General features: G+C 71.5%; 24 protein-coding genes. All 24 read left to right on the top strand.

All coding sequences use genetic code 11. The features are described from left to right. Nucleotides 1-49: 49 nt before the first annotated feature. The 24 genes from lpxD to ACPXY0_RS06720 all read left to right on the top strand — a co-directional run bounded on the left by lpxD (nucleotide 50) and on the right by ACPXY0_RS06720 (nucleotide 25316). On the top strand, nucleotides 50-1111 hold the full coding sequence (lpxD, locus tag ACPXY0_RS06835; RefSeq protein WP_423929680.1) for a UDP-3-O-(3-hydroxymyristoyl)glucosamine N-acyltransferase: 1062 nt from the start codon (nucleotides 50-52) through the stop codon (nucleotides 1109-1111). Continuing rightward, entirely contained in the window at nucleotides 1108-2388 is a 1281-nt protein-coding gene (gene lpxC / locus ACPXY0_RS06830; RefSeq protein WP_423929678.1) for a UDP-3-O-acyl-N-acetylglucosamine deacetylase, read from the top strand. Before lpxD ends, lpxC begins: the two co-directional genes overlap by 4 nt. After that, nucleotides 2385-3239, top strand: a complete 855-nt coding sequence (gene lpxA, locus ACPXY0_RS06825; RefSeq protein ID WP_423929676.1) for an acyl-ACP--UDP-N-acetylglucosamine O-acyltransferase — start codon at nucleotides 2385-2387, stop codon at nucleotides 3237-3239. The genes lpxC and lpxA overlap by 4 nt, the downstream gene beginning before the upstream one ends. Continuing rightward, the gene (locus tag ACPXY0_RS06820; protein WP_423929674.1) at nucleotides 3236-4210 is read left to right on the top strand and encodes a Gfo/Idh/MocA family protein; all 975 of its coding nucleotides are present in this window, start codon (nucleotides 3236-3238) and stop codon (nucleotides 4208-4210) included. The genes lpxA and ACPXY0_RS06820 overlap by 4 nt, the downstream gene beginning before the upstream one ends. After that, entirely contained in the window at nucleotides 4194-4322 is a 129-nt protein-coding gene (locus ACPXY0_RS06815; protein WP_419935538.1) for a hypothetical protein, read from the top strand. Before ACPXY0_RS06820 ends, ACPXY0_RS06815 begins: the two co-directional genes overlap by 17 nt. Further along, the gene (locus ACPXY0_RS06810; protein WP_423930592.1) at nucleotides 4319-5428 is read left to right on the top strand and encodes a lipid-A-disaccharide synthase; all 1110 of its coding nucleotides are present in this window, start codon (nucleotides 4319-4321) and stop codon (nucleotides 5426-5428) included. The genes ACPXY0_RS06815 and ACPXY0_RS06810 overlap by 4 nt, the downstream gene beginning before the upstream one ends. After that, nucleotides 5425-7215 (top strand): tetraacyldisaccharide 4'-kinase, encoded by a 1791-nt coding sequence (locus ACPXY0_RS06805; protein ID WP_423929672.1) that lies wholly within the window; start codon nucleotides 5425-5427, stop codon nucleotides 7213-7215. The genes ACPXY0_RS06810 and ACPXY0_RS06805 overlap by 4 nt, the downstream gene beginning before the upstream one ends. Further along, entirely contained in the window at nucleotides 7212-7688 is a 477-nt protein-coding gene (locus ACPXY0_RS06800; RefSeq protein ID WP_423929670.1) for a 23S rRNA (pseudouridine(1915)-N(3))-methyltransferase RlmH, read from the top strand. The genes ACPXY0_RS06805 and ACPXY0_RS06800 overlap by 4 nt, the downstream gene beginning before the upstream one ends. Then, the gene (locus ACPXY0_RS06795; protein ID WP_423929668.1) at nucleotides 7685-8425 is read left to right on the top strand and encodes a class I SAM-dependent methyltransferase; all 741 of its coding nucleotides are present in this window, start codon (nucleotides 7685-7687) and stop codon (nucleotides 8423-8425) included. Before ACPXY0_RS06800 ends, ACPXY0_RS06795 begins: the two co-directional genes overlap by 4 nt. Beyond that, entirely contained in the window at nucleotides 8422-10035 is a 1614-nt protein-coding gene (gene bshC / locus ACPXY0_RS06790) for a bacillithiol biosynthesis cysteine-adding enzyme BshC (protein ID WP_423929666.1), read from the top strand. The genes ACPXY0_RS06795 and bshC overlap by 4 nt, the downstream gene beginning before the upstream one ends. Before the next feature lie 115 nt (nucleotides 10036-10150). Beyond that, nucleotides 10151-10453, top strand: coding sequence for a hypothetical protein (locus tag ACPXY0_RS06785; protein ID WP_423929664.1), 303 nt, complete (start codon nucleotides 10151-10153; stop codon nucleotides 10451-10453). Then, nucleotides 10422-12014, top strand: a complete 1593-nt coding sequence (gene murJ, locus ACPXY0_RS06780) for a murein biosynthesis integral membrane protein MurJ (protein WP_423930590.1) — start codon at nucleotides 10422-10424, stop codon at nucleotides 12012-12014. The genes ACPXY0_RS06785 and murJ overlap by 32 nt, the downstream gene beginning before the upstream one ends. Then, nucleotides 12011-13978 carry an excinuclease ABC subunit UvrC gene (gene uvrC / locus ACPXY0_RS06775; protein WP_423929662.1) on the top strand — a complete coding sequence of 656 codons (1968 nt, stop codon included), beginning with the start codon at nucleotides 12011-12013 and terminating at the stop codon, nucleotides 13976-13978. Before murJ ends, uvrC begins: the two co-directional genes overlap by 4 nt. Before the next feature lie 178 nt (nucleotides 13979-14156). Further along, nucleotides 14157-15656, top strand: coding sequence for a glutamate--tRNA ligase (gene gltX, locus ACPXY0_RS06770; RefSeq protein WP_423929660.1), 1500 nt, complete (start codon nucleotides 14157-14159; stop codon nucleotides 15654-15656). After that, nucleotides 15653-16786 (top strand): threonine synthase, encoded by a 1134-nt coding sequence (locus ACPXY0_RS06765; RefSeq protein ID WP_423929658.1) that lies wholly within the window; start codon nucleotides 15653-15655, stop codon nucleotides 16784-16786. The genes gltX and ACPXY0_RS06765 overlap by 4 nt, the downstream gene beginning before the upstream one ends. A gap of 127 nt (nucleotides 16787-16913) precedes the next feature. Next, nucleotides 16914-18212: a tetratricopeptide repeat protein gene (locus ACPXY0_RS06760; RefSeq protein WP_423929656.1), complete on the top strand. Its 1299-nt coding sequence runs from the start codon at nucleotides 16914-16916 to the stop codon at nucleotides 18210-18212. Between the two features lie 84 nt (nucleotides 18213-18296). Next, nucleotides 18297-19574, top strand: a complete 1278-nt coding sequence (locus ACPXY0_RS06755; protein WP_423929654.1) for a DUF512 domain-containing protein — start codon at nucleotides 18297-18299, stop codon at nucleotides 19572-19574. 5 nt (nucleotides 19575-19579) lie between these two features. After that, nucleotides 19580-20905, top strand: coding sequence for a ribosome biogenesis GTPase Der (der, locus tag ACPXY0_RS06750; protein ID WP_423929652.1), 1326 nt, complete (start codon nucleotides 19580-19582; stop codon nucleotides 20903-20905). Then, entirely contained in the window at nucleotides 20902-21546 is a 645-nt protein-coding gene (plsY, locus tag ACPXY0_RS06745; protein WP_423929650.1) for a glycerol-3-phosphate 1-O-acyltransferase PlsY, read from the top strand. Before der ends, plsY begins: the two co-directional genes overlap by 4 nt. Then, nucleotides 21543-22553: an NAD(P)H-dependent glycerol-3-phosphate dehydrogenase gene (locus tag ACPXY0_RS06740; RefSeq protein WP_423929648.1), complete on the top strand. Its 1011-nt coding sequence runs from the start codon at nucleotides 21543-21545 to the stop codon at nucleotides 22551-22553. Before plsY ends, ACPXY0_RS06740 begins: the two co-directional genes overlap by 4 nt. Before the next feature lie 60 nt (nucleotides 22554-22613). Beyond that, nucleotides 22614-22976 carry a MerR family transcriptional regulator gene (locus tag ACPXY0_RS06735; protein WP_423929646.1) on the top strand — a complete coding sequence of 121 codons (363 nt, stop codon included), beginning with the start codon at nucleotides 22614-22616 and terminating at the stop codon, nucleotides 22974-22976. Beyond that, nucleotides 22973-23740 carry a 5'/3'-nucleotidase SurE gene (gene surE / locus ACPXY0_RS06730; RefSeq protein WP_423929644.1) on the top strand — a complete coding sequence of 256 codons (768 nt, stop codon included), beginning with the start codon at nucleotides 22973-22975 and terminating at the stop codon, nucleotides 23738-23740. The genes ACPXY0_RS06735 and surE overlap by 4 nt, the downstream gene beginning before the upstream one ends. After that, entirely contained in the window at nucleotides 23722-24408 is a 687-nt protein-coding gene (locus tag ACPXY0_RS06725) for a protein-L-isoaspartate(D-aspartate) O-methyltransferase (protein ID WP_423929642.1), read from the top strand. Before surE ends, ACPXY0_RS06725 begins: the two co-directional genes overlap by 19 nt. Continuing rightward, nucleotides 24405-25316, top strand: coding sequence for a DUF368 domain-containing protein (locus ACPXY0_RS06720; protein ID WP_423929640.1), 912 nt, complete (start codon nucleotides 24405-24407; stop codon nucleotides 25314-25316). Before ACPXY0_RS06725 ends, ACPXY0_RS06720 begins: the two co-directional genes overlap by 4 nt. Nucleotides 25317-25378: the final 62 nt, after the last annotated feature.

Genomic DNA, 25378 nt, shown 5'->3' with positions numbered 1-25378 from the left:
GGGGCCTGCCGGCCCCCCTCCCGGATCCGCCGAACGGGGCGCCTTTCGCATGCCGTCCTTCACCGTCTCCGAACTTGCGCTGCGCGTGGGGGCGACGGTCTCGGGCAACCCGGACCGATCCCTGAGCGGGGTCGCCTCGCTGGGCGCCGCGGGCCCGGAGGATCTCACCTTCTTCGCCCGGGAAGCGATGCGGAGCGCGGTCGGCGAGACGGGGGCCGGGGCGGTCCTCGCCCCGCCCGGCTTCGACGTGTCGGGTGTCGCGTTCAGCGTGTTGACGGTCGATGACCCGGAGTTCGCCTTCGCCAGGGTCGTGCCGCTGTTCCACCCGGAGCGGGAGCCACCGACCGGCGTGCACCCGTCGGCGCGGATCGGAAGGGGCGCGCGGATCGGAGAGGGCGTGTCGCTGGGGCGGGGCGTGATCGTCGAGGCCGGGGCACGCATCGGCCGGGGGACGCGGGTGGGGCCCGGCACGCTGATCGGGCGCGGTGCCCGCCTCGGGGCCGAGTGCCGGATCGGCCACGCCGTCTCCATCCTGCACGACGTCGAGATCGGCGACCGCGCCCGCGTGCACGCGGGCGCCCGCATCGGAACGGACGGCTTCGGGTACGCGGCCGGGCCGGAGGGGGCGCACAAGATTCCGCACATCGGCGGCTGCGTGATCGGCGATGACGTGGAGATCGGGGCGAACTGCACGATCGACCGGGGCGCGCTCGACGAGACCCGGATCGGCGACCGGACCAAGCTGGACAACCTCGTCCATGTGGCCCACAACGTCCGCATCGGGCGTGACTGCCTCATCACCGCCCAGGTGGGCATCGCGGGCAGCACCGCCATCGGCGCGGGCGCGCAGCTGGGCGGCCAGGCGGGGATCGCCGGACACCTCACGATCGGGCCGGGATCGCGAATCGCGGCCCAGGCCGGGGTGATGCGCGACGTGCCCGCCGGTGCGGCCCACGGGGGGACGCCCGCGCAGCCGCAGCGGGCGTGGATGAAGGCGGCCGCCCACACGCGAAGGCTCCCCGAACTTCTGCGAAGGGTCTCCCGCCTGGAGCGGCGGCTCGGCCTCGGTCGGTCGGGGAGGCAGGACCCGGCGGAAGACGGGACGGCTTGACGGCGCGACAGCGGACGATCGCGCGCCCCGTAGAGGTCCGCGGTTACGGCCTGCATACGGGCGAGGCCTCGGTCGTCACGCTCCATCCCGCCCCCGAAGACACGGGCCTCCGCTTCCGGCGCACGGACCTCCCCGGCGCGCCCGAACTCCCCGCCACGGTCGACGCGGTGGATTCGGTCTACCGCGAGACGGCCCTTCGCCGTGGCGAGGCCATCGTGCGGACCGTCGAGCACGTGCTCTCCGCGGCGCACGGCCTCGGCCTCGACAACCTTCGGATCGACGTCTCGGGGCCGGAGCCCCCCGCGCTGGACGGGAGTGCGGCTCCGTGGTGCCGGCGGCTGCTGGAAGCCGGAGAAGTCGCCCAGAAGGCGGCGGCGCCGCGCTTGCGCGTGGACCAGCCGTTCCGCCTCCGGGTGGGCGAGGCGCGATACGATGTCCTCCCCGCCAGATCGTGTCGCGTGTCCGCGACGATCGACTTCGACCATCCCCTCATCGGCCGGCAGTTCGCGAGCGTGCGGCTGACCCGCGAGGAGTTCGTGCGGGAGATCGCGGGGGCACGCACCTTCGGCCTGTCGGCCTGGCGCGAAGAGCTCCACGAGCGGGGACTCGCGCTGGGGGCGACACCGGAGAACACGCTCGTCCTCTCCTCGGAGGGACTGGAAGCCGATCAGGAACTCCGCTTTCCGGACGAGTTCGTTCGCCACAAGATCCTCGACATCGTCGGCGATCTCGCCCTCGTCGGCGCGAGACTGCAATGTCATGTGATCTCGGAACGCCCGGGACACCGCGGCAATCTTGAACTCGCCCGCCGGCTGAGGAGCCGGCTCGGGGCAGAACGAGAGTGGGTGATGGACGTCACCGATATCCTGAAGGTCCTCCCGCACCGCTATCCGATGCTCCTCGTGGATCGCGTGCTCGAAATCGAACCGGGGAAACGCATCGTCGGTCTCAAGAACGTGAGCGCCAACGAACCTTTCTTCGCGGGGCACTTCCCGGGCCGCCCAGTCATGCCGGGGGTACTCATCGTCGAGGCGCTGGCCCAGTGTGGCGGACTCCTGCTCATGGGCGGACTCGAAGACCCGGAGGAGAAGGTCATCTACTTCCTCGCCGTGGACGACGTGAAGTTCCGGAGACCCGTCGTTCCCGGAGACCAGCTCCGGCTCGAACTCGAACTGCTGCAGGTACGGGGGCGCCGCGGCCGGCTCAAGGGCGTGGCGAGGGTGGACGGCAAGGTCGTGGCCGAAGCGACGATCCTCGGCCAGATCATGGATCGGTGACGTCGGCCGGCCACGCTCCCGGGTGGCACGCGACCGCGGTCATCGACGACGCGGCGCGTATCGCGCCCAGCGCGACGATCGGGCCGTACTCGGTCATCGGGCCCGGCGTCGAGATCGGCGAGCGGGTACGGATCGGTCCCCACGTGCTGATCGAGCGAGACACGAGGGTGGCCGATGAAGTGCGGGTCGCCAAGGGGGCGGTCCTGGGCTCGGACCCTCAGGACCTGAAGTACGCGGGCGAGCGGACGTTCCTGGAGATCGGCCCCCGCACTGTCGTGCGCGAGTTCACGACGGTGAATCGGGGCACCGCGGCGAGCGGCCTCACCGCGGTGGGGGCCGATACGCTCGTGATGGCCTACGTGCACATCGCGCACGACTGCCGCGTGGGAGACCACGTGGTCCTCGCCAACGGCGTCACCATGGCGGGGCACGTCGAGATCGGGGAGTGGGCGATCATGGGCGGGCTGACCGGGATTCAGCAGTTTACCCGGATCGGCCGGCACGCGATGGTGGGCGGCGGCGCGCGGCTCGTGCGCGACGTGGCGCCCTACACACTCGTGCGCGGGAGCCCCACGACCCGCACCTGCGGCATCAACCGGATCGGGCTCGAACGCCGGGGGTTCGAGCCGGAGGCGATCCGTGCCCTGCAGGGGGCCTATCGGGAGATTTTCCGCTCCGCCGCTCCGCTCCGGGTGATCCTCGACCGGCTGGGGGGCGAGGAGGAGACGCCGGAGGTTCGTGAACTCGTCGCCTTCATCCGCGACGCGGGGCGGGGGATCACACCGGCGCGGTCCCGCCCGGTAGGGGATGCGCCGCCGGAGGGGCGGGAGCCGCCACCCGGAGCCGCATGAATCCGATCCCCGCCGGCGTAGTGGGCGTGGGGCGTCTCGGCGCGGCGCACGCCCGGCTCCTTGCGGGGAGCCCCGCCTTCGAACTGGTCGGGGTTCATGATCGGGCGCGTTCGCGGGCGGAGGAGGTCGCGGCCGCCCTCTCCGTGCCGGCGTTCCCCGACGCGGCGGACCTGCACGCCCGCGCCGAAGCGGTCGTCATCGCGGTGCCGACGGCGGCGCACCACGCGGCGGCGGTCGCGGCCATCGCGGCCGGATGTCACGCGCTCGTCGAGAAGCCGCTTGCGTCGACGCTCGAGGAGGCGGACGAGATCGTCCGGCTCGCGAACGAAACGGGGGTCGTCCTCGGCGTGGGACATGTCGAACGCTTCAACGGGGTCCTGCAGGCCGCCGAACCCTTCCTCGACCGGCCCCGGTTCATCGAGTCGCTGCGCATGGCCCCCTTTCAGCCCCGGGGCGCCGACGTCACGGTGGTCCTGGATCTCATGATCCACGACATCGATCTGGTCCTCGCGCTGGCCCGGACCCCGCTGGCGGACGTGCGGGCGGTGGGCGTGTCGGTCATCTCCCCATGGATCGACCTCGCCAACGCCCGGCTCTCCTTCGAGGACGGAACGGTGGCGAACATCACCGCCAGCCGGGTCTCCTTCAGGACGATCCGCCAGCTGCGGTTGTTCCAGCGATCCGGGTACTTCAGCTTGGACCTCGCGGAGGGAACCGGGCACCACTACCGGCGTCGCGACCCGCGAACGGTGGGGCGCATCGCCGGAGTCGAGAACCTCGTCGAGCCCATCCCGCTGGAGGCCCCTCCGGGGGAACCGCTGGCGCGGGAACTCGACGCCTTCGCCGATGCGATCGCCGGGCGACCGACCCGGCTGGTTTCGGGGTATGCGGGGCGGGAAGCGCTCGAAGTCGCGACCCGGATCACCCGCGAGATCGAGGAGTTCGTACATGTCGTTGATCAAGATTCGTGAGGAGCGGAAGAAGCTCGGGAGCGCGGTCAAGCGAGGGCCGAAGACCATCGTCCTCCTCGTCCTCCTCGCGCTCGTGTTCATGCTGATGGTCTATCTTGGCCGGTTCTCCTGAGCCCCGCTCCGAGCCCGGAACCGGCGATCTTCATCTCGGCCGGTGAGGCCTCGGGAGATCGGCATGGGGCGGCGGTCGCACGCGCGATCCGGGCGGGGCTGCCCGGCGCGAGGCTGTTCGGGATCGGGGGGCGCGAGATGGAGGCCGCGGGGGTGGCGCGCCTCGCCGGCCTGGAAGCGCTGTCGGTCATGGGGGGGGCGGAGGTCCTCCGGCGGCTGCCCTTCCTGCTCGGACTGGAGCGCCGGATCCGGCGCTTCTTCGCCGCCGAGGGGGTCGGGCTCTTCCTGCCCATCGATTACCCGGGGTTGAACCTGCGTCTGGCGCGGGCCGCGCGGCGGCAGGGGCGTCGCGTGCTCTATTTCATCGCCCCGCAGGTGTGGGCGTGGCGACAGGGAAGGGCGCGCCGTCTCGCACGCGACTGTGACCGGGTCCTGACGGTGCTCCCGTTCGAGGCGGACCTCCTGGAGGAATATGGCGTGGACGCGGAGTTCGTCGGGCACCCGCTGCTCGACGCACGCGAGTCCGCCCGCCGTCCGCCTCCAGCCGCCGGCGAACGGGTGATCGGACTCTTCCCGGGGTCCCGCGCCCAGGAGGTACGATTCATGCTTCCCGTCTTCACGGAGGCCGCGCGCCGGCTCGCCCGCCGTCACACCGGCCTCGAGGTCCGGGTGGCGCGGCCGCCTCACCTGCCCAAGACGCTCTACGAGGGGAGCAGGTTTCCCACCGCGAGCCCGGAGGACGTGCTGGGACAGGCCACGGCGGCGATCACGAAGTCGGGGACGATCACGCTCGAACTCGCGCTCGCGGGGATACCCATGGTCGTGGGGTACCGAACGACGCGGCTGGAATGGGCCATCGGTCGTCGGCTGGTGCGGGTTCCCTCGATCGTGCTGGTCAACCTCGTGACCGGGGCTCGCGTCGTCCCGGAACTGCTGCAGGACCGGCTGACCCCGGGACGCATGGCGTCCGCGCTCGAGCCCCTTCTCGAGGAGGCCTCCCCGGAGCGCCGGGCCATGCTGCGGGGCTTCGCGGCGCTGCGGGACCGGCTCGGCGAGCCCGGCTGCGCGGCCCGGGTCGCCGCGAGAGCGATCGAGCTCCTCGCGTGAGCGCCCGGCGCATCCCCGTCGGCGTCGCGGTCCGGATCCTGCGGATCGCCCTGCCCCTGTGCCGCACCTGGCGCTTCCGGTACCCGGACGATCCCGCGCGACCCTGCCGTCCGATCCTGGCGCGCGCGGTCCATGCCTGCTGGCACGAGCACCTCCTGCCGCTTGCATGGCTCTTCGCCGACCAGGATCTGGCGACGCTCGCAAGCCGGGACCGCGACGGCGAGATCGTCTCGCGGATCCTGGGCGGGCTCGGCTACGAGGTGGCCCGGGGGTCGAGCACGCGGGGCGGCCAGGCCGGCTTTCGGCACCTGGCGCGCTCCTACAAGGAGGGGCGTGGCGTCATCCTCACGGGAGATGGTCCGCGCGGCCCCCGGCGCTCGTTCAAGGACGGCGGCGCCCGTCTCGCCGCCCACGCCCGGGGGGCCGTGACGGCGGTCGGGGTCGCGGCCTCGGCGGGCTGGCGGCTCTCCACCTGGGATCGCTTCCTGATCCCGGCCCCGGGTGCCACCGTCTTCGTCTCGCTGGGGTCCGTGCGTCCGAGACGCGCCGCCGGTCCGATCGTCACAGCCGACATCGAAGCCGCGCTCGCGCGCGAGGTGGCCCGCTGCGAGCAGGCGGCCCGGGAGGCCCGCTGGGCCCGCCCGCCCGCGATCGTGCGCCGCAGGCCGGCGCGCGGCGTACGCTGGTCCGCGAGCCCGCAGCCGAGGCGCCGGCCGGTGAGCGGGGCGCCCGGGCTGCGGAGGGCCTCTGAGCGCCTGGTCCGTAACCAATGGAGACGCACCCGCCCGTCGCCGCCGCTACGGGTGGTCGCGGGCGCGTACGGACTCATCCACGACGCGCGCCACGGCCTCTACGACAGCGGTCTGCTCAGGACGCACGCCGCCGGCCTCCCGGTGATCTCCGTCGGCGGCGTGACGGCGGGGGGGAGCGGCAAGACGCCCGTCGCCGCCCTCCTCGCACGCCTGCTGGCGGCCGAAGGTCACCGCCCCGCCATCCTCGCTCGCGGCTTTGCCGACGAACTCGAACTGCTCGCCCTCGAAGCGCCGGCAGCCCACGTGTGGGGACACCCGGACCGGGTGCGCTCGGCCCGGCGCGCCGCCGCGGAGGGGGCCACCGTCACGATCCTCGACGACGGATTCCAGCACCGGCGCCTCCGCCGCGACTTCAACCTTCTTCTCGTCGATCGCGACGCGCTGCGCCGCACGAACGGGTCCCGGCTGCCCGCGGGTCCGTTCCGGGAACGCTGGACGTGGGCGGCCGCCCGCGCCGACGCGATCATCTCCACGGGGCGGGAGCCGTGGACCCTTGAGGTGGCGGACTTCGAACGGCGACTCCGCGCCCGACTCCGGAGGCGGGGGATCGGGACCCCGATCGCCAGCGCGGTGTTCGAGGCGGGACCCCCGCGCCCGTCGAATGCCGGTGCGCTCGCGTGGGTCGGGCCGCCGGCTCCCCGGCTCGCCTTGACCGGAATCATGAAGCCCAATCTCTTCTTCGCGCAGGCCGGCGCTCGCTGCGGGTCGGTCCGGGAGGGAATCCCCCTCGGGGATCACCGCGCGCCCGCGCCGGGCGGTCGGGAGCGCCTCGCCGCGGCGGCGGGGCGGGGAGGCGTACTGACCACACGGAAGGACCTCGCCCGGCTCGGGCCCTTCCTTGGCCCCGACCTGCCGATCTGGGTCCTCCCGGAAACGCTGACCTGGAAGGGTAGGGGATGGGAGGAGGTGAGAGGCCTGATTCTCCACGCGGCGGCATGGGGCCGGAGGGCCGACGACCCGGGAGGCGGAGCGTGACGAGGATCCTCGTGGCTTCCGTCGGACGCAAGCGCGCTTCCGCGATCCTCCGCGCGACGGAGGAGTACGAGGCGCGCCTGCGGCGTTACGTCAGGTTCGATAGCGTCCTCGTAGAGCCGGCCCGCCTGCCGGATGCCCGCGCCGGGGACGCGCGCGAGCGGGAAGCCGCCGCGCTCGAGCGCCGCCTGCCGGACGACCTGGAGTTCGTCGCGCTGACACGGGAAGGAGAGCCGTGGTCGACGCGGAGACTCGCCGATTACCTGGATGCGATGCGCACCTATGGACGTCCCGGAGCCAGCTTCGCGATCGGAGGCGCGCACGGACTCGCCCCCCGCCTCCTCGCCCGGGCACGGACCCGGCTGGCCCTCTCGGCCATGACACTGCCGCACGAGGTGGCGCGGCTCGTCCTCACGGAGCAGCTCTATCGCGCCGCGACGATCCTCCGGGGCGAACCCTACCACAAGGGGCCATGAGCGCGCCCGCGGAGTGGTTCCGGGATTGGTTCGGTGACGCGTACCTGGAACTGTATCCCCATCGGGATGAGGAGGAGGCCGCACGGGGCGTCGCCCTCTACCGGGAGCGTAGCGGGCTTCGCGCGGGAGCCAGGGTACTGGATCTGGCCTGCGGCGCGGGCCGCCACCTCCGACGGCTCCGGGCCGCCGGCCTGCGCGCCTCTGGGATCGATCTCTCCGCTCCCCTCCTGCGCGCGGCCCTCGGACGACCGGGCCTCGCCGGCTCCCTCGTACGCGCCGACATGCGCGCGCTCCCCTTCGCCGACACATGCTTCGATGGTCTCGTCAACTTTTTCACGTCGTTCGGCTATTTCCTCTCGCCCGAGGAGGACATTCAGGTCCTCGGCGAGATCCGCCGCGTCCTCCGGCCCGGGGCGCCGTTCCTGATGGACTACCTGAACGCCGCCTGGGTCATGGACCGCCTCGATCCCGAATCCGTGGGAGAGGTCAACGGCACTCCCGTACGGCAGACGCGCTGGGTGGAGGGAGACCAGGTCTTCAAACGCATCGAGATCGGCGGCGGGACGGGCAGACCTCCTCAGGTCTACCACGAGCGGGTTCGGCTTTACGCGCCCGAAACGTTGCGCGACCTCCTGCGCGAGAGGGGCCTGGATATACGGGATATGTTCGGCAACTACGACGGTGCCCCGTTCGGACCCGACTCGCCCCGCCTCCTCATGATGGGACGCGCCCGGTGACCCGTTCCCCGGCGAGAGCGACCCCCGAAATCCATTCCCGCAGCCTGGCCACGCCCGGTTCGCTCGCTCACGCAGCCCTCTCGGAGGGCACCGAGATCGCGCTGCCGAGCGCCGCGGCCCTGGACCCGCTGGGGCTACCCCCGCCACGGGCCGCCCGCCTCGGCCCCGAGGTGTTCGGGACGTCCGGACCCGAGACCCGAAGTCGTCTCGAGGCCGTCCTGCGGGGGGAAGGGTATTTCGTCTCGACCGGACACCAGCCCGTCCTCCTCCTCGGACCCTTCTACGTCATCTACAAGACGCTCACCGCGATCTCGCTCGCCGCCCACCTCGAGCGGATCCTCGAGCGCCCCGTCGTGCCCCTTTTCTGGATCGCCGCGGACGACCACGACTGGGCCGAGGTGGGGCGCACGACACTGCTCGATCGGGAGGACGCCGCGCGGACCCTGACACTCTCCGTGCCGGAGGGTTCCGACCGACGTTCGGTCGGATCCCACGGACTCTCTCCGTCCATGATGTCGATTCTTGATGAGATAGGTGAAATACTTCCTATATCTGAATTTACACCAGGTTATATGAAGTTGATCCGAGATGCATATTCCGAACAGGCGACGGTCTCGCAGGCCTTCGCACGCCTTCTGCACGCGATCCTCGGCGACCGGGGATACGCATGGGTCGACTCCGCCCAGCCGGCGCTTGGACGGGCGGCCGTCCCGCTGTATCGGCGCATGCTCGCGGACTGGGGCGCGGTCCTGGAAGCTGGGGATCTCGGAGCGCGACGTGTCATGGAGTCGGGGTTCGAAGCGCCGATCGCGGAGATCGATGGTGCCCTCCCGCTCTTCTTCGACGATGGCGGGGGGCGGCGGCGCCTGAGGCGCGAGGGGGAGAGCTTTCGGGCCGCGCCGTCGGGACCGGGAGGGAGCATGGGGACGTGGCGGGATCGGCTCGAGACATCCCCGGCCCGTTTCTCGCCCAACGTCGCGTCGCGTCCGGTGCTCGAATCCTGGCTCCTTCCGGTGGCGGCCACGGTGCTCGGGCCGGGAGAGATCGCCTACTGGAGCCAGCTGCCCCCGCTGTTCGAAGCCCTCGAGGTGCCGATCCCCTCCGTCCAGCCGCGGACGGCGTGGACGCTCATCGAGCCTCGCATCCGACGGATTCTCGACCGGACGGGCGTTTCGGCGCGGGAGCTCGCCGAGGGAGCGGAACCGGCCGTGGCCTGGCTCACGCGGGAAGCACGACCCGAGAACCTGGAACGGGCCCTGCGCCAACTTCGGGAGCGTACGGAGTCGGGACTGGAGGAGGTCGAGCAGGTCGTGGGCGAACAGGTGCCCGGACTCAGGGCCGCGGTCGGGAAGACACGGAGGGGGATGCTCGGCGCGGCCGCCGAGCTCTCGAGGCAGGTCGACCGGGAGACCCGCCGCCGGCTCGACATCCGCCTGGGCCAGGTCCGGCGAGCCGCGGACAATCTCTTCCCCGGGAAGCGCCCGCAGGAGCGCACGCTCAGCCCGCTGCCCTTTCTCTGCCGGTACGGACCGGAACTCCTCGACCGGCTGGAGCGCGAAACGGACCGCCGGGTCGCCTCCTCCTTGGCGCCGCCCGGAACGGGCGGATAGCTTTTGCGGCTGAGGGGTATCGGTCGGGGGGGGGGGGGGTGACTCCAGGGGCCGCTTGCGCGCCCGTCACGGACGCGGATTCGGGGGCGAAGTTGACGCGAAGAGGCAGTGCACGATGACTATCGCCTTCATGGTGGTCCTCGCGATGATCGTCCTCATCCCGGTCCTCGCCATTCTGATCGACTCCCCGCTCTCGGAAGCTCTCGCCCGCCGCATCGGCAGCGGTGGCGATGCGCCCGAGGTCCAGTCCGCCCGCCTCGATGCCATCGAGCAGGAGATCCAGTTCCTGACACAGACGGTCGAGGAGGTCCGCGAGGAGACGGCGTTCGTCCGCGCGCTGGTCGAGGGGGACGGACCCCTCCCGGCGCTGCCGCCGAGCGAACCGCATCGGGCGGGCGGGGGCGACCGGGAGAGCTGACCTGACGGACGCAAAGGCGCCTGGGCAGGGCCGGTCGGCGGCGCTCGTCGGCGCCGGCATACTGGCCAGCCGCATCTCCGGATTCCTGCGCGACGTCATCATCGCCGCCGCGTTCGGGCTGGGCGGCGCCATGGACGCCTACGGCGCCGCGCTCAAGATCCCGAACGCCTTTCGGAACCTCCTGAGCGAGGGAGCGTTGTCCGCCTCCTTCGTGCCCGTGTTCTCCTCGCAGCTCGAGCGAGGCGATGCGGCGTCGGCCCGGAGGCTCGCCGAGGGCGTGTTGGGCCGACTTCTCGCCCTGACCGCGCTCGTGGTCGCCGCGGCGACCGCCGCCGCGCCGTGGCTCGTGGCGCTCTTCGCACCTGGCTTCGACGCGGAACTCAGCGCCGACACGGCACGGCTCGTCCGCATCCTCTTCCCCATGTCGGGCGTGATGATCGTCGGCGCCTGGTGCCTCGGCATCCTGACGAGCCACCGCCGCTTCTTCCTCCCCTTCGTCGCGCCCGTGGTCTGGAATCTGTCGCAGATCGTCGGCCTCCTGCTCGGGGCGCGACTGGGGTGGGCGCCGCTCATCGAGGTGCTCGCCTGGTCCACATTGATCGGCAGCGTGCTGCAGGTGGGCGTGCAGCTGCCCGCCGTGCGCCGCCTGCTCGGGACGCTGCGTCCGCGGATCGACCGCGGCTTCGAGCCCACGAGCCGGGTCGCGCGCAACGCCGTTCCCGTCGCCGCGGGACAGGGCATCTTCCAGATCTCGAGCCTGACGGACGTTTTCCTCGCCAGCCTGCTCATCGAGGGCGCGTTGTCCGGCATCTACTACGCCCAGCGGATCGCCCTCCTGCCGCTGGCGCTGTTCGGCGCCTCCATCGCGGTGGCGGCGCTGCCCGCGATGTCCCGCGAACGGGACGTCGAGGCGTTGCGCTCCCACCTCGCGACCGGCGTGCGGCGCGTGGCCTGGTTCATCTTCCCGTCCGTCGTCGTCCTCCTCCTTCTGGGCGACCTCGCGATATCCCTCATCTATCAGCGGGGGGACTTCGCCGCCGAACACGTGCCGGTCGTGCACTGGATCCTGGGCGCGTACGCGCTGGGCCTCGTGGCCACGAGCCTTACGAAGCTGTTCGCGAGCGCGTTCCACGCCCTCCAGGACACGCGAACCCCGGTGAAGTACGCCGCGACGGGGGTCGTTCTCGGTATCGCGGTCGGCGCGACCGCCGCCCTGTGGCTCGACGCGCGCGGCTTCGGGCTCCGCGCCGCGGCCGGCATCGTGTTCGGCGGCTCCGTGGGCGCGTGGATCAACCTGGCCCTCCTGACCCGCGGGCTGGGCCGGCGCGGCGGGGGGGGCTGGCTCGCTCCCATAAGGGGTTCTCTGGTCCGCATGGGGCTCGGCGCCCTCCTCGCGGGCGGAGCGGCGTGGCTCCTGCGCGTCTGGCTCGAGGCCGCGCTGCCGGACGGTTTCCTCGGCCACGCCCTCATGCTCGCCATCGCGTTGGCGGCGGGGGGGCTCTGTTACGTGTCCGTGGCCGGCCTCCCGAGGACGCTCCGCACCGTCCGGGGGGATGCGTGAGCCGGGCGGGGCGGCCGAGCCGGACGAACCTCGACGCGCTGCGCGAGCAGGCGCGGGCGCTCCCCCGCGAGCCCGGCGTGTATCTGTTTCGGGATGCGGCCGGCGAGGTGCTCTACGTGGGCAAGGCGAAGTCGCTCCGCGCGCGGGTCGCCTCCTACTTCGGGGCGGAGGCGGGCCGTTCCGTGAAGCTCGTCCGTCTCGTGCGGGAGATCGACAGCATCGAGACCTTCCCGGTGCGCTCGGAAGCCGAGGCGCTCCTCCTCGAGTGGAACCTCATCCGCGAGTTCGGACCGCGCTTCAACATCCATCTCCGCGACGACAAGAGCTATCCGTACATAAAGATCACGGTGACCGAGCCCTTCCCCCGCATCTTCGTGACGCGCCGGCTCGACGACGACGGGTCGCGCTACCTGGGCCCCTTCACGGACGTGGGGGCGATGCGGCGGGCGCTGCGCACGATCAAGAAGATGTACACAGTGCGCTCGTGCCATTACCGAATGCCGGAGGAGCTGCCGCGGCGTCCCTGTCTCGACTACCACATCGGACGCTGCAAGGCTCCGTGCGCGGGCCTGCAATCCGAGGCGGACTACCGCGGCATGATCGACGAGATCCTCGAGATCCTGGGAGGACGGACGGGCGTGGTCCGACGCTCCGTGGAGCGGAGGATGGCGGAGGCCGCCGACGCGATGGAGTACGAACGGGCGGCCGAATCGAGGGATGTCCTGCGCGGACTCGACCAGCTCGAGAGCCGCCAGGCGGCGATCGATCCGCGGGGCGGGAGCCACGACGTGATCGGCTTCGCGCGGGAGGACCAGGGCGGGTCGGTATGCGGGATCGTGCTGCGGGTGCGCGAGGGGCGCCTCGTCGGCCGGAGGATCCATTACCTGGCCAACGTAGGCGAGGAGGCGGATGACGCCGTGCTCGGGGCGCTCGTGAAAGGCTTCTACCTTCGGCACGCGGACGATGTCCCCTCCGAGCTGCTGGTCCCGGAGCCCTTCGAGGAACAGGATCTCGTGGAGGAATACCTGTCGGGGCTCGCCGACCGCCGCTTCCGCGTTCGGGTGCCCGTGCGGGGACCGAAGCGGGAGTTGACGCGGGCCGCGAGCCGCAACGCGGCACACGTGCTCGCCCGGGACCGGAGCGAGCGCGAGGAAGAGCCGGCGGCGGACCGCGGAGCGGAGGGCGTGCCGCCCGCCGCGGCCCGTCTCGGGGAGGCGCTGGAACTGGGACAGCCGGCGCGGGAGATCGTCTGCTTCGACGTGTCGACGCTGGCGGGACGGGAATCGGTGGGCAGCTGCGTGTGGCTCAGCGACGGTCGCCCGCACAAGGACGAATACCGCAGGTTCCGGATCCGGGAATCGGAGGACGGGAAACCGGACGACTACGCGATGATGCAGGAGATCGTCTCGCGCTACTTCGACCGTCGCGTGCGCGAGGGCCGGCCGCTCCCGGAGCTGGTGGTGGTGGACGGGGGCAGGGGACAGCTGTCGGCGGCCCGCCAGGCGATGGACGCGGCCGGGGTGTCGGACCTCCCCACCGTGGCTTTGGCCAAGCGCGAGGAAGAGGTGTTCCGGCCGGAATCGGCGGTCCCGCTGCGCCTCCCGCGCACGGATCCGGGGCTGCACTGGCTGCAGCGGGCACGTGACGAGGCGCACCGCTTCGCGCTCCAGTACAATCGCACGCTCCGCCGCCGGCGCGCGCTGCGCTCGCGGCTGGGGGAAATCCCGGGCGTGGGACCGGCGCGCGAGCAACTGCTGCTCGAGCGCTTCGGGAGTCTCGACATCATCCGCCGGGCCACGGTGGCACAGCTCACCCGCACGCCCGGGATCGGCCGGGCGACCGCGGCCTCGATCCTCTCCTCCCTCCGTCCCGACGGGACGGACTCGAGCGACAAGTCGGGCGACGAATCTGGTTTCACCGGCGAATCCGGGTCGGGCGAAAGCTGCCGGGCAGGGCCCTCCTGATGCGGGGGCGGCCGGCCGCCGGCCTCTGCGCCGCGTGCCGTCATCGGCGCTGGATCACGAGCGATCGCGGGTCCTCCTTCCTCCTCTGTCGGCTCTCGCGCCGGGACCCGAGATTCCCGCGCTATCCCCGACTGCCCGTACTTCGCTGTGATGGCTTCGACCCGGAGGAGCCGGCCGCATGACTGCCCCCATCCGCACACGTTTCGCGCCGAGTCCGACGGGGGCGCTCCACCTCGGCAACGCGCGCACCGCGATCCTGAACTGGCTGTTCGCACGCCGCCACGGGGGCGCCTTCGTGCTCCGTCTGGAGGATACGGATACCGAGCGCGGCGTCCCCGGCGGGGAGGCGATGATCTACGAGGCGCTCGACTGGCTCGGACTCGGGCCCGATGAGGGGCCGCGCGAGGGCGGGCCGTTCGGGCCGTACCGTCAGTCGGAGCGCGGGGCGCTGCACCGCGAACGGGCGCGGGAACTGCTCGAGTCAGGCCGCGCCTTCCGCTGCTACTGCGCACCGGACGAACTGGAAGCCCGACGGGAGGCGGCGATCGCCGTTGGCGAACCCACCGGCCGCGACGCGCGCTGCCGCGACCTCTCGGCGGACGAGGCGCGCCGCTACGAGGCCGCGGGGCGGACGCCGGCGATCCGCCTCCGCGTGGCGTCGGGTCCGGTCGAGTTCGACGACTTCCTCAAGGGCACGCTCGCCATCGATGGAGACGATCTGGGCGACATGGTGCTCGTACGGAGCGACGGTCGGCCCACCTACAACTTCGCCGTCGCGGTGGACGACATCGCGATGGAGATCAGCCATGTGATCCGTGGCGTGGGACACCTCTCGAACACCCCCAAACAGGTCCTCCTGTACCGGGCCTTCGGCGTGGAACCGCCGGAGTTCGTCCACATCCCGACTGTCCTCGCCCCCGGGGGAGGGAAGCTCTCCAAGCGACGCGGGGCGGCCGGTGTCCTCGACTACCGCGAGCGGGGCTTCCATCCGGACGCAATCCTGAACTATCTCTCGCTGCTTTCCTGGTCGTCGGAGGACGGGGAGGAGTTCCTGAGCCGGGAGGCGCTCGTCGAGCGGATCGATCTCGACCGGCTGGGGGCGGCGGACAGCGAGGTGGACGAGGAAAAGATGGCCTGGCTGTCGGGGCGGCACCTGAGGGCGGAGCCGCCCGAGCGGCTGGCCCGACGCTGGGCCGGACAGCTCGACGCGGAGGGATTGGGCCTGACCGACGCCGACCTCCGCCGCGCCGCGGAGGTATTCGCCAAACGCACGCGACTTGTGACCGACGCCTCGTCGGAGGTCGAGCCGATCTTCCGCGCGCCGCCGCTCGGCGGGGCGGCGGCGCGGCAGGTGCTCTCGGCCCCGGAGGCGGGGGCCGCGCTTCGCCTCGCCCGGGCCGCCTGGGAAGAGACGGCGTGGCGACCCAAGCCCCTCGCCCGGACGCTCCGCGGAGCGATGCGGGAGGCCGGCTTGCCCGGACGGGCCTTCTTCCCGCCCGTTCGGGTCGCCCTGACCGGGCAGCCTCACGGCCCCGACCTGGGGGAGGTCGCGTACGCCCTCGGACGGGAGCGGACGCTGGAACGCCTGGACGCGGCCGCGACCGGGGCCGCCGGAGAGTTCGACACGAGCCACGGCGGACACAACAACGGAAGCAACGACAAGGAGACGAGCGTATGAGCTGGCGCCTCGAATGCGGTGCCTGCGGGCGGCTGGCCGCCCGGCCATTGGCCACGGTCTGCCCCGACTGCGGGAAACCTCTGCTGGCACGGTACGACCTCGCGGACCTCGACGGTGAAGCCCTCCGGCGCGCGTGGGCCGCGCGCCCGGCCGGGATGTGGCGCTACCGCGAGATCATGCCGCTCGACCCCGCCGAAGAACCGGTGACGCTCGGCGAGGGGGGTACGCCGCTGCTCGAACTCCGGCTCGGCGGCCAGTTCGAGGACATGACGCTCCTCGTCAAGGACGAGGGCCTGAATCCGACCGGCAGCTTCAAGGACCGGGGACTGTGCGCCGCGGTCACGCGCGCCGTACACGAGGGCGCAACGGACTTCGTGATCCCGAGCGCGGGGAACGCCGGCGCGGCACTCGCGGCCTACGCGGCGCGGGCGGGCGCGTCCGCCCGTCTCTTCATCCCCGAAGACACGCCCGAGGGCGTCGCCCGGCGCTGTGAGCACTACGGGGCCGACACGACGCGGGTCGACGGGCTGATCGACGAGTGCGGCCGCCTGTCCGCCGAGTATGCCGCCGAGACCGGGGCGTGCAACATCTCCACCCTCAAGGAGCCGTACCGGATCGAGGGCAAGAAGACGATGATGCTCGAGATCGTCGAGTCGCTGGGCTGGCGGCCGCCCGACGCGATCGTCTACCCGACCGGCGGCGGCACCGGCCTCATCGGGAGCCACAAGACGCTCTCCGAACTCCGCGAACTGGGGCTGATCGACGGTGGCACGAGACTGTACGCGGTACAGGGCTCGGGCTGCGCCCCCATCGTGCGGGCGTTCGCAGAGGGGCAGACGCACGCGGAGCCGTGGCGGGACGCGTCGACAGAGGCGTGGGGCCTCCGGGTCCCCGGGGCCCTCGGGGACTTCCTCATCCTCGAGGCGCTGCGCGAGTCGGGCGGAGGAGCGGTCGCCGTCCCGGACGAGGCCATGATGACTGCGGCGCTCGAGCTTGGCGCGGCCGGCGTGGGGGCGTGTATCGAAGGAGGCGCGACCCTCGCGGCCGCACGGGAACTCCGGCGCTCGGGGGAGTTGAAGGACGGAGAAACCGTCGTCCTCTTCAACACCGCGCACCTGCTGACCTATTGAGCGGAGCCCTGGTCGGCGGTTCGTGCGCCGGGGCGACGTTGCGGCTACCTTGGGCGGGCCGGACAGGCCACACAACCAACAGGGGTTCAGAGCGATGTTCAACACGGTGCATGCGGACGCGAAGGCGGTGGCAACAGCGGCTCTCCTCCTCGGCGTCATACCTGCGGCGTTGTTCGGGCAGGAGCAGGAATGCGAGTTCGATCCGAGCGACTCGGCGAGCCGCGCATCGGCGGCAATGCAGGATCTCGAAACAGCGACCGCTGCGGACAGCCTCACCGCCTTCACCGAGGCCTGGGCGGCCGTCGAGGACGACCTCGACAGCGACAACCCCGTCGTATTCCTGATGGGGGCCCAGGTGCAGATGGGCCTCGACAACTTCGCGGAAGCAACGGGGCTTCTGGACCGTTTCGAGGAACTCGCGCCGCCCGAGTGCATGCTGCACGGGGAGAACCAGCGCTACAACGGCTGGGTGCGGCTCTACAACCGGGGGGTGAACGCCTATGGCGCCCAGGACACCGAGGGCGCGATCCAGTCGTTCATGCTCGCGAACGAGCTGCGGCCCGACATGCGAACGTACAGCATGGCCGCGACCCTGCAGGCGGAGACCGGGGCGACCGATGCCGCGATCGAGACGTATCGCACCGCACTCGCGACGGACATGGCCGAGGTCGACGCCGAGCAGATGCGGGACGCCGTGCGCGGGCTCGGTGACCTCCTGATGGCCGAGGGCCGGGGCGATGAAGCCGCGGACACCTACGGCGCATATCTCGCCGAGAACCCGGACGATGTCGTGATCCGGATCCGGTACGCGGGCGTGCTCGCGGATCAGGACCGGGCCGACGAGGCGGCGGACATCTACGCGGAGATCCTCGGACGCACGGATCTCAGCTACGACCAGTGGCTCGAGGTCGGGGTCGGGGTCTACGAGGCGCAGAACTTCGAGGACGCGACGACCGCGTTCGGAAACGCGCGCCAGGGGAATCCCTACAACAAGGAGGCGATGGAGAACTACGTCAACGCCTCCACCCAGGCCGGACGTCCGGGGCCGGTCATCCCCCTCGCCGACACCCTGACCACGTGGTATCCCTACGATCAGCTTGCGTTCCAGCTTCACGCCACGGCCCTGGGTCGCGCAGACATGAACGATCAGGCGATGGCGGTCATGGCGGAGGGTGAGGCGGCCGCGCTCTCGTTCACCTTCGCCCAGATGGCCGCCACGTCGGGCGGGAGTTACGTCGTGCAGGTCGACTTCACGGCGCGCACGGCGAGCGGCACGCTGCAGATTCCGTTCGAGTTCCTGGACGCGAACGGGCAGGTCGCGATGACCCACACGGAGACGACGGACGCCGCCGCAGGGAATTTCGTGTTCGAGGTCACCTCCGACGTGCCGCTGGCCGGATTCCGCTACGGAACCATCGGGGGCTGACCGACCGGCCGGAGAGCCCCCCCGGGACACCGGTCGCTCCCTTGGGCGGAGCGGCCGGGATCCCGACCTTCCGTCCGCTTCATCATGATTCGAATCGCAAGGGTCGAGCCGGGCTCGATCGCCGCCGACCTCGACCTCCCCGCCGGTCTCGCCGTGCTCGAGATCAACGGCCGCCCCATCCGGGACAGCCTCGATCTCCTCTTCCATCAGGCGGAACCGTCGCTGCAGGTGCTCGCGGAGCGCCCGTCGGGCGAGCGTCTCCTGCTCGAGATCGAGAAGCCGACGGACGAGCCTCTCGGCATCATCCCCGAGCCCGACAAGATCCGCCGCTGTACGAACGCCTGCCCGTTCTGTTTCGTGAAGGGGAATCCCAGGAAGGACAAGCTTCGGGCGCCCCTGTACGTGAAAGATGACGACTATCGGCTGTCCTTCATGCACGGCCACTACATCACGCTGACGAACCTGCGTTCCGAGGACTGGGACCGGATCTTCGAACAGCGACTCTCCCCCCTGTATGTGAGCGTCCACGCCACCGAGCCGGAGATTCGGCTCGCGATGCTGAAGAACCCCCGCAGCGCCAACATCAATCAGGACCTCGACCGCCTGGCCGACGGAGGCATCCTCGTGCACGCGCAGGTCGTCCTCTGTCCGGATCTGAACGATGGCGACCATCTCACGCGTACGATCGAGAACCTCTACGACCGGCGGGAGGCGATCCGGTCGCTCTCCATCGTCCCGGTGGGACTCACGGCCTGGAACGCCGCGCCCGGAGGTCGGACCCTCGAGCCCGCCGAGTGTCGCGCGGCCCTCGCGGCCGCGGACGCGATCCGGGAGCGGGCGCTGGCCGAACGCGGCCAGGGGTGGTGCTACGCGGCGGACGAGTTGTACCTGCAGGCGGGGCTGGCGCCGCCGGGCACGGCCTATTTCGACGACCAGGATCTGGAGAGCAACGGGGTCGGAGCGATCTCAAGCCTGACCGACCGCGTGGCGGGACGGCTCGAAGATCTCGGCCCGCTCGACGGCTGCCGCGTGGTCGCGGTGACCGGCGCATCGATGGGGCCTACGCTGGCCGGCCTCGCGGACCGGATCGCCCGCCGGACCGGGGCCGATGTGTCCGCCGTGGCGGTCGAGAACACGCTCTACGGGCCCATGGTCACGACGGCGGGCCTGCTGCCGGGCGCGGACCACGCGAAGGCGCTTCGCGAGGGCGGGGGCTTCGATGTCGCGCTCTTCTCCGGGCAGGCGCTGAACGACGACGACCTGTTCCTCGATGACATGAGCCTGTCGGAACTGCGGGCCGAGTTCCCCGGGCGCCGGGTCGAGCCCTCGCACGACTTCGTCGACGTCCTCTCCGGGCTGTAGACGCCGTGGCGCTGCGGACCGTGGCCATCGTGGGCCGCCCCAACGTGGGCAAGTCGACCCTGTTCAACCGGATCCTCCGCCGTCGCGTGGCGATCGTGGCGGAGCGGCCCGGCGTGACGCGCGACCGGCAGTTCGCGGAGGCCGAATGGGCGGGACGCCGGTTCCTGCTCGTCGACACGGGCGGGCTCGTCGAAGGGCCGGAGGGGCAGATCGACCAGGAGGTACGGCGCCAGGCGGAGACCGCGATCGGCCATGCCGACGCGGTCATCCTCGTCGTCGACGGACGGGAGGGAGTGCAGCCCGTCGACCGGCATGTGGGCGACCTCCTGCGCCGTTCGGGCCTGCCCGTGATCGTGGCCGTGAACAAGCTGGACGAACTCGGCGGAGCAGTCGAACACCTCGAGTTCTACGAACTGGGCCTCGGCGACCCCTTGCCGCTGGCGGCGCTCAGCGGCAAGGGGTCGGGAGACCTGCTCGACCGCGTGGTCGAGGCGTTCCCCGAGGCCCACGAGGCCGAAGGGGGGGGCGCGGACCTCCGGGCGGCGGTCATCGGGCGCCCCAACGTCGGCAAGTCGAGCTTCGTCAACCGGCTCCTGGGCGAAGATCGGGTCATCGTCCACGAGGAGGCCGGGACGACCCGGGACGCGATCGACACCGAACTCGAGATCGGGGACCGTCGCGTGTGTCTGATCGACACCGCGGGGCTCCGGAGACAGGCGCGCATCGCGGACGACCTCGAGTTTCTGGGCCGCCTCCGCGCGGCGTCGGCGATCGAGCGCGCGGACGTCTGCCTCCTCCTCGTCGACACCGAGGCCGGTGCCGCGAACCAGGACTTCAGGATCGGACACCAGGCCTGGGACGCAGGCAAGGGGCTCGTGTTCGTGGCGAACAAGTGGGACCTGATCGAGGACCGGGGACCGTCGGCGATGGCGGGGTTCGAGCGCGAACTCCGCGAGCGGGCGCACTATCTTCGCTGGGTTCCGATCATCACCTGCTCCGCGCTCTCGGGAAAGCGCGTGCGGAAGGTGATCGAGCTGGCGTTCGCCGCGCAGGAAGAGCGGGCGCGGCGCATCCCGACCGCCGAAGTCAACAAGGTCCTGCGCGACCTCGTCGCGCGGCGCCAGCCGCCCCAGGGAGGGCGTGGCGACGTGAGGCTGCTGTACGGAAGCCAGGTGGCGTCGTCCCCACCGCTGTTCGTACTCTGGTCCAACCGCCCCCATGATCTGAAGGAGCACTACGTGCGATACCTCGTCGCCGGCTTCCGGGAGGCCTGGGGATTCGAGGGATCTCCCATCCGGATCAAGCTGAAGCAACGCTCGGAGCGCGCGTGACGGCCCCCCTCCTCACGCTCTTCGCCTATCTCACGGGGGCGTTCCCGACCAGCTACCTCATGGGGCGGGTGTACGGCTACGATCTGCGCCGGGAGGGGAGCGGCAACCTCGGGTCCACCAACGTATACCGCATCCTCGGCTTCTTCCCGGCCGTCGTGGTGCTCCTCGTCGACCTCCTCAAGGGGTTTCTGCCCGTCTGGTTTTTTCCGCTCTGGGACGGGAGGACGGGGGCGTGGGCGCTCGCGTACGGGCTTGCGGCCATCACCGGACACGTGTGGCCCGTGTACACGAAGTTCAAGGGAGGGAAGGGGGTCGCAACCGCGGCCGGGACGATGGCGGCGCTGGCGCCCGTGGCGGTGACCGTCGCCTTCTCCGTGTGGGTCATGACGGTGATCCTCACCCGCACCGCGTCCGTCGCCTCCCTCGTCTCCGCAAGCCTCGTCCCGATCATGGCGCGCGCCTCGGCGGCGCCGCGGTCGGTCGTCTCGTACGCAATCCTGCTCGCCGTGACGGTCTGGTGGACGCATCGGGCGAACCTCGCGCGCATCGTTCGTCGCGAGGAGTTGCAGATCGACTGGCGGCGCGGACGCGTGCGATCCCGCGGGACGGACCGGCGGCAGGACCGGAGAGACGAAACGTGAGCCGCGCGGCGGTGACCGTGCTGGGCGCCGGAAGCTGGGGCACGGCGCTCGCGGACGTGCTGGTTCGGAACGGCCACGAGGTTCGCCTGTGGGCGCGCGACGAGGCGCACGCCGCCGCCATCCGCGAGGCGGGCGTCAACGAGCGTTACCTGCCCGGGATCGAACTCGCCCGGCCACACGCGATCACCTCCGACCTCGAGGCGGCGCTCGGCGGCACGCGCTTCGTGGTCTCCGTCTGCCCGTCGCACGCGGTGCGGGCGGTGCTCACGCGGGCGGCTCCGCATCTGGAGGACCAGATCCTGATCTCGGCCTCGAAGGGGATCGAGGTCGGGACGCGCCGGCGGATGTCGGAGGTCATCGTGGAGACGCTCGGCGATGCCGCATCCTCCCGGACCGTCGTCCTCTCCGGCCCGAGCTTCGCCGAGGAACTGCTGCGCCGGCTTCCGACCGCCGTGGTTGCGGCGAGCCGGCACGAGGCACACGCGCTTGCGGTCCAGAGTCTGTTCCGGAACGACTATTTCCGGGTCTATACGCAGCCGGATGTCGACGGGGTGGAGTTGGGAGGCGCACTCAAGAACGTGATCGCTCTCGGCGCGGGTATCTCGGACGGGCTCGAGTTGGGGTCGAACGCGCGGGCGGCGCTCATCAACCGCGGGCTGGCGGAGATCGTGCGCCTCGCCAAACACTTCGGGGCGCGCGAGACGACGCTGGGCGGACTCGCCGGACTCGGCGACCTCGTCCTCACCTGCACGGGTCGGCTGAGCCGGAACCGGTCCGTAGGCCTCGCCATCGGGTCGGGCCGCCGTCCGTCCGAGGCCATCGGAGAGATGGAGCAGGTGGTCGAAGGTGTGCGGACGGCGCGGGCGGCGTACGAACTCAGCCGTCAGCTCGACGTGGAGATGCCGATCACGAGCGCCGTATATTCGATATTGTACGAAGATGTCGCGCCCCGAGCGGCGCTGGCCCGGTTGATGGCACGCGAGCCGAAGCCGGAACGCTGGGGCTGACCGCCGGGACCGAACGCGAGGGCCCGGGAGCACGCGCCGGAGAGGCCGGAGAGGGGGAGCGTGGCGGATCGCATCGCCCCGAAGGAGTACTATTCGATCGGAGACGTGTGCGAGATCGCCGATCTCAAGCCGCACGTCCTCCGCTACTGGGAAAGCCAGTTCTCCATCCTGAGGCCCACCAAGAACCGGGCCGGAAACCGGATCTACCGCCGCAAGCAGATCAAGCTCGTCCAGCTCCTGCGGCACCTCCTCTACACGGAACGCTACACGATCGAAGGCGCGCGGAGGAAGCTCGAACAGCTGCGGGCGAGCGGGCAGCTCGCCAAGGCGGCCCGCGTGGCCTGGGACCGGGAGACGATTCGCGACCTGCGCCGGGAGGCGGACGAGCTGGTCGCGCTGCTCGAGGAGGGCGAGGCCGGGTGACCGACGCGGCCAGGCCCGTCCTCCTCTGTACGAACGACGACGGCGTGCAGGCGGGCGGTCTCGCGCTCCTGGCGGGCGTGGCGGCGTCCTTCGGCGACGTGTGGACCGTGGCTCCGGACCGCGAGCAGAGCGCGACGAGCCATGCGCTCTCGCTGTACCGTCCGCTCCGCCTCACGCGGCTCGATGATCGGCGCTACATGGTGGACGGGACGCCGACCGACTGCGTGCTCGTCGCCCTCAAGGAGATCCTCGAGACGCCGCCCCGCTTCGTCCTGTCCGGCGTCAACCACGGGCCGAACATGGGCGAGGACGTCCTCTACTCGGGCACCGTGGCGGCCGCGATGGAGGCGACGATCCTCGGGGTCCCGGCGGTCGCCTTCTCGTTCACCGGCGATGACGAGACGGTGCTCGAGACGTACGGGGACCTGATCGGCGGGCTGATCCGGTCCTGCCTCCGGAAGACGGAGTTTCCGGAAGAGACCTTCCTCAACGTGAACCTCCCGAACCGCCCGGCGAGCGAAGTGGAGGGCGTCGTCGTCACCGCACTCGGGCGGCGCGTGTATATCGATTCCCTGCGCCGGAGCCGGGATGAGCACGGCCACGACTACTTCCGGATCGGGGGAGGACGTTCCGCGTGGCGGGGCAGGGAGGATTCGGACTTCCGGGCCGTACGCGCCGGCTACGTGTCGGTGACGCCGCTGCACCTGGACCTGACGAACTTCGAACTACTGAACGAGGTGAGGTCGTGGGGCCTGGGGAGCTGACGGCTCGCGGAGGGACGGCCGAATACCAGCGCGACCGCCGGCGCCTGGTGGAGCACCTTCGGACCCGGGGCGTGCGGGATCTCGGGCTCCTGCACGCCTTCGACACCGTACCGCGGCACCTCTTCGTCCCGGAAGTCCTCCGGGGCCGGGCCTACGAGGACATCCCGCTCCCGATCGGCGCGGGACAGACGATCTCCAGCCCCACGATTCATGCGCTGAGCATCGAATGCGCAGGGGTTCGCGCGGGCCAGCGCGTGCTCGAGGTCGGGACGGGGGCCGGCTTCCAGACCGCGCTGCTCGCGACGCTGGGGGCGGAGGTGTACTCGATCGAACGCATCGCGTCGCTGCACGAGGGCGCGGCGCGGGCGCTCGCCCGGGTGGGGGTGGAGGCCCATCTGATGCTGGGAGACGGCAGCCTCGGATGGCCGGAACATGCGCCGTTCCACGCCATCATCGTGGGCGCCGCCACGGCGCGGCCGCCCGCCGCGCTCCTCGAACAGCTGGCCGGGGGCGGACGGATGATCGTCCCCGTGGGGGGGCGGCGGCAGGAGCTGTACCGGTACACCCGGCGGGGCGAGGACGTCTCGCGCGAGAAACTCACCCGTGTCCGCTTCGTGCCGCTCATCGAGGAAGCCCGGCGGGGCGGGGGACGAGGCCCCGGCCGGTGAAGGCGTGGGCGGCGCTCTATGCGAAGGGGCTGGCCATGGGGCTGGCCGACCTCGTGCCGGGCGTCTCCGGGGGCACGATCGCGTTCATCTCGGGCATCTACGACGAGCTCGTGGCGACGATCGCGGGCCTGGACCACAGGCTGCCGGGTGCGCTGCGGGCGCGGGGCCTGCGAGGCACCTGGGAGCAGGCGAACCTCGGCTTCCTGGCCGTCCTGCTCGCCGGCATCCTCACGAGCGTCATCGGGTTCGCCGGGGTGCTGCACTGGCTGCTCGCGAACCGGCCCGTTCAGCTGTGGGCCTTCTTCTTCGGCCTGGTGTCGGCGTCCGTTCCGCTCGTCGGGGGCCGCGTGGCCGAGCGCCGGGCCGGCCTCTGGGCCCTCGGTGCGGCCGGAGCCGTGCTCGCGGGCGCCGTGACGGCGCTTCCCCCACTCGTAAGGTCCGACGCGCCGCTCTTTCTCGCCGCGGCGGCGGCGGTGGCCGCCTGCGCCATGATCCTGCCCGGCATCTCCGGCAGCTTCATCCTGCTCATCCTCGGCGCCTACGCCCCCGTGATCGGCGCCCTCCAGGGCCTCGATCCAATTCGGCTGATGGCCGTCGCCCTCGGCGTCGCCGCGGGCCTGCTCGGCTTCAGCCGCGTGCTCAGACGGCTGCTGGCGCGGCGCCGGGCGGCGACGCTGAGCCTCCTCACCGGCTTCCTGCTCGGGTCACTGAACGCGCTCTGGCCGTGGAAGGACCGGGTCCGCGAGCTGTACACGCACAGCGGGGGCCGGGTCGAATGGCTCATGGAGAACCGGTGGCCCGCATCTCCCGGCGAAATCTGGCCCGCGGCGGGCCTCGCGCTCCTCGGGGCCGCCGCGGTGCTGGCCATCCATCGCGCCGCGCGGACGCGCGACCTGCACGGCAAGTAGCGGCGATTCGCCGGGCCGGATAGCTTCCACGCCGTTCACGAACGGACCTCAGGAGGGAACAC

Source organism: Candidatus Palauibacter sp. (assembly GCF_965237495.1).
In the GTDB taxonomy this organism is placed as follows: domain Bacteria; phylum Gemmatimonadota; class Gemmatimonadetes; order Palauibacterales; family Palauibacteraceae; genus Palauibacter.
Note: the sequence above shows the minus strand (reverse complement) of the source record. Positions and strands in the feature narration are given on the sequence as shown.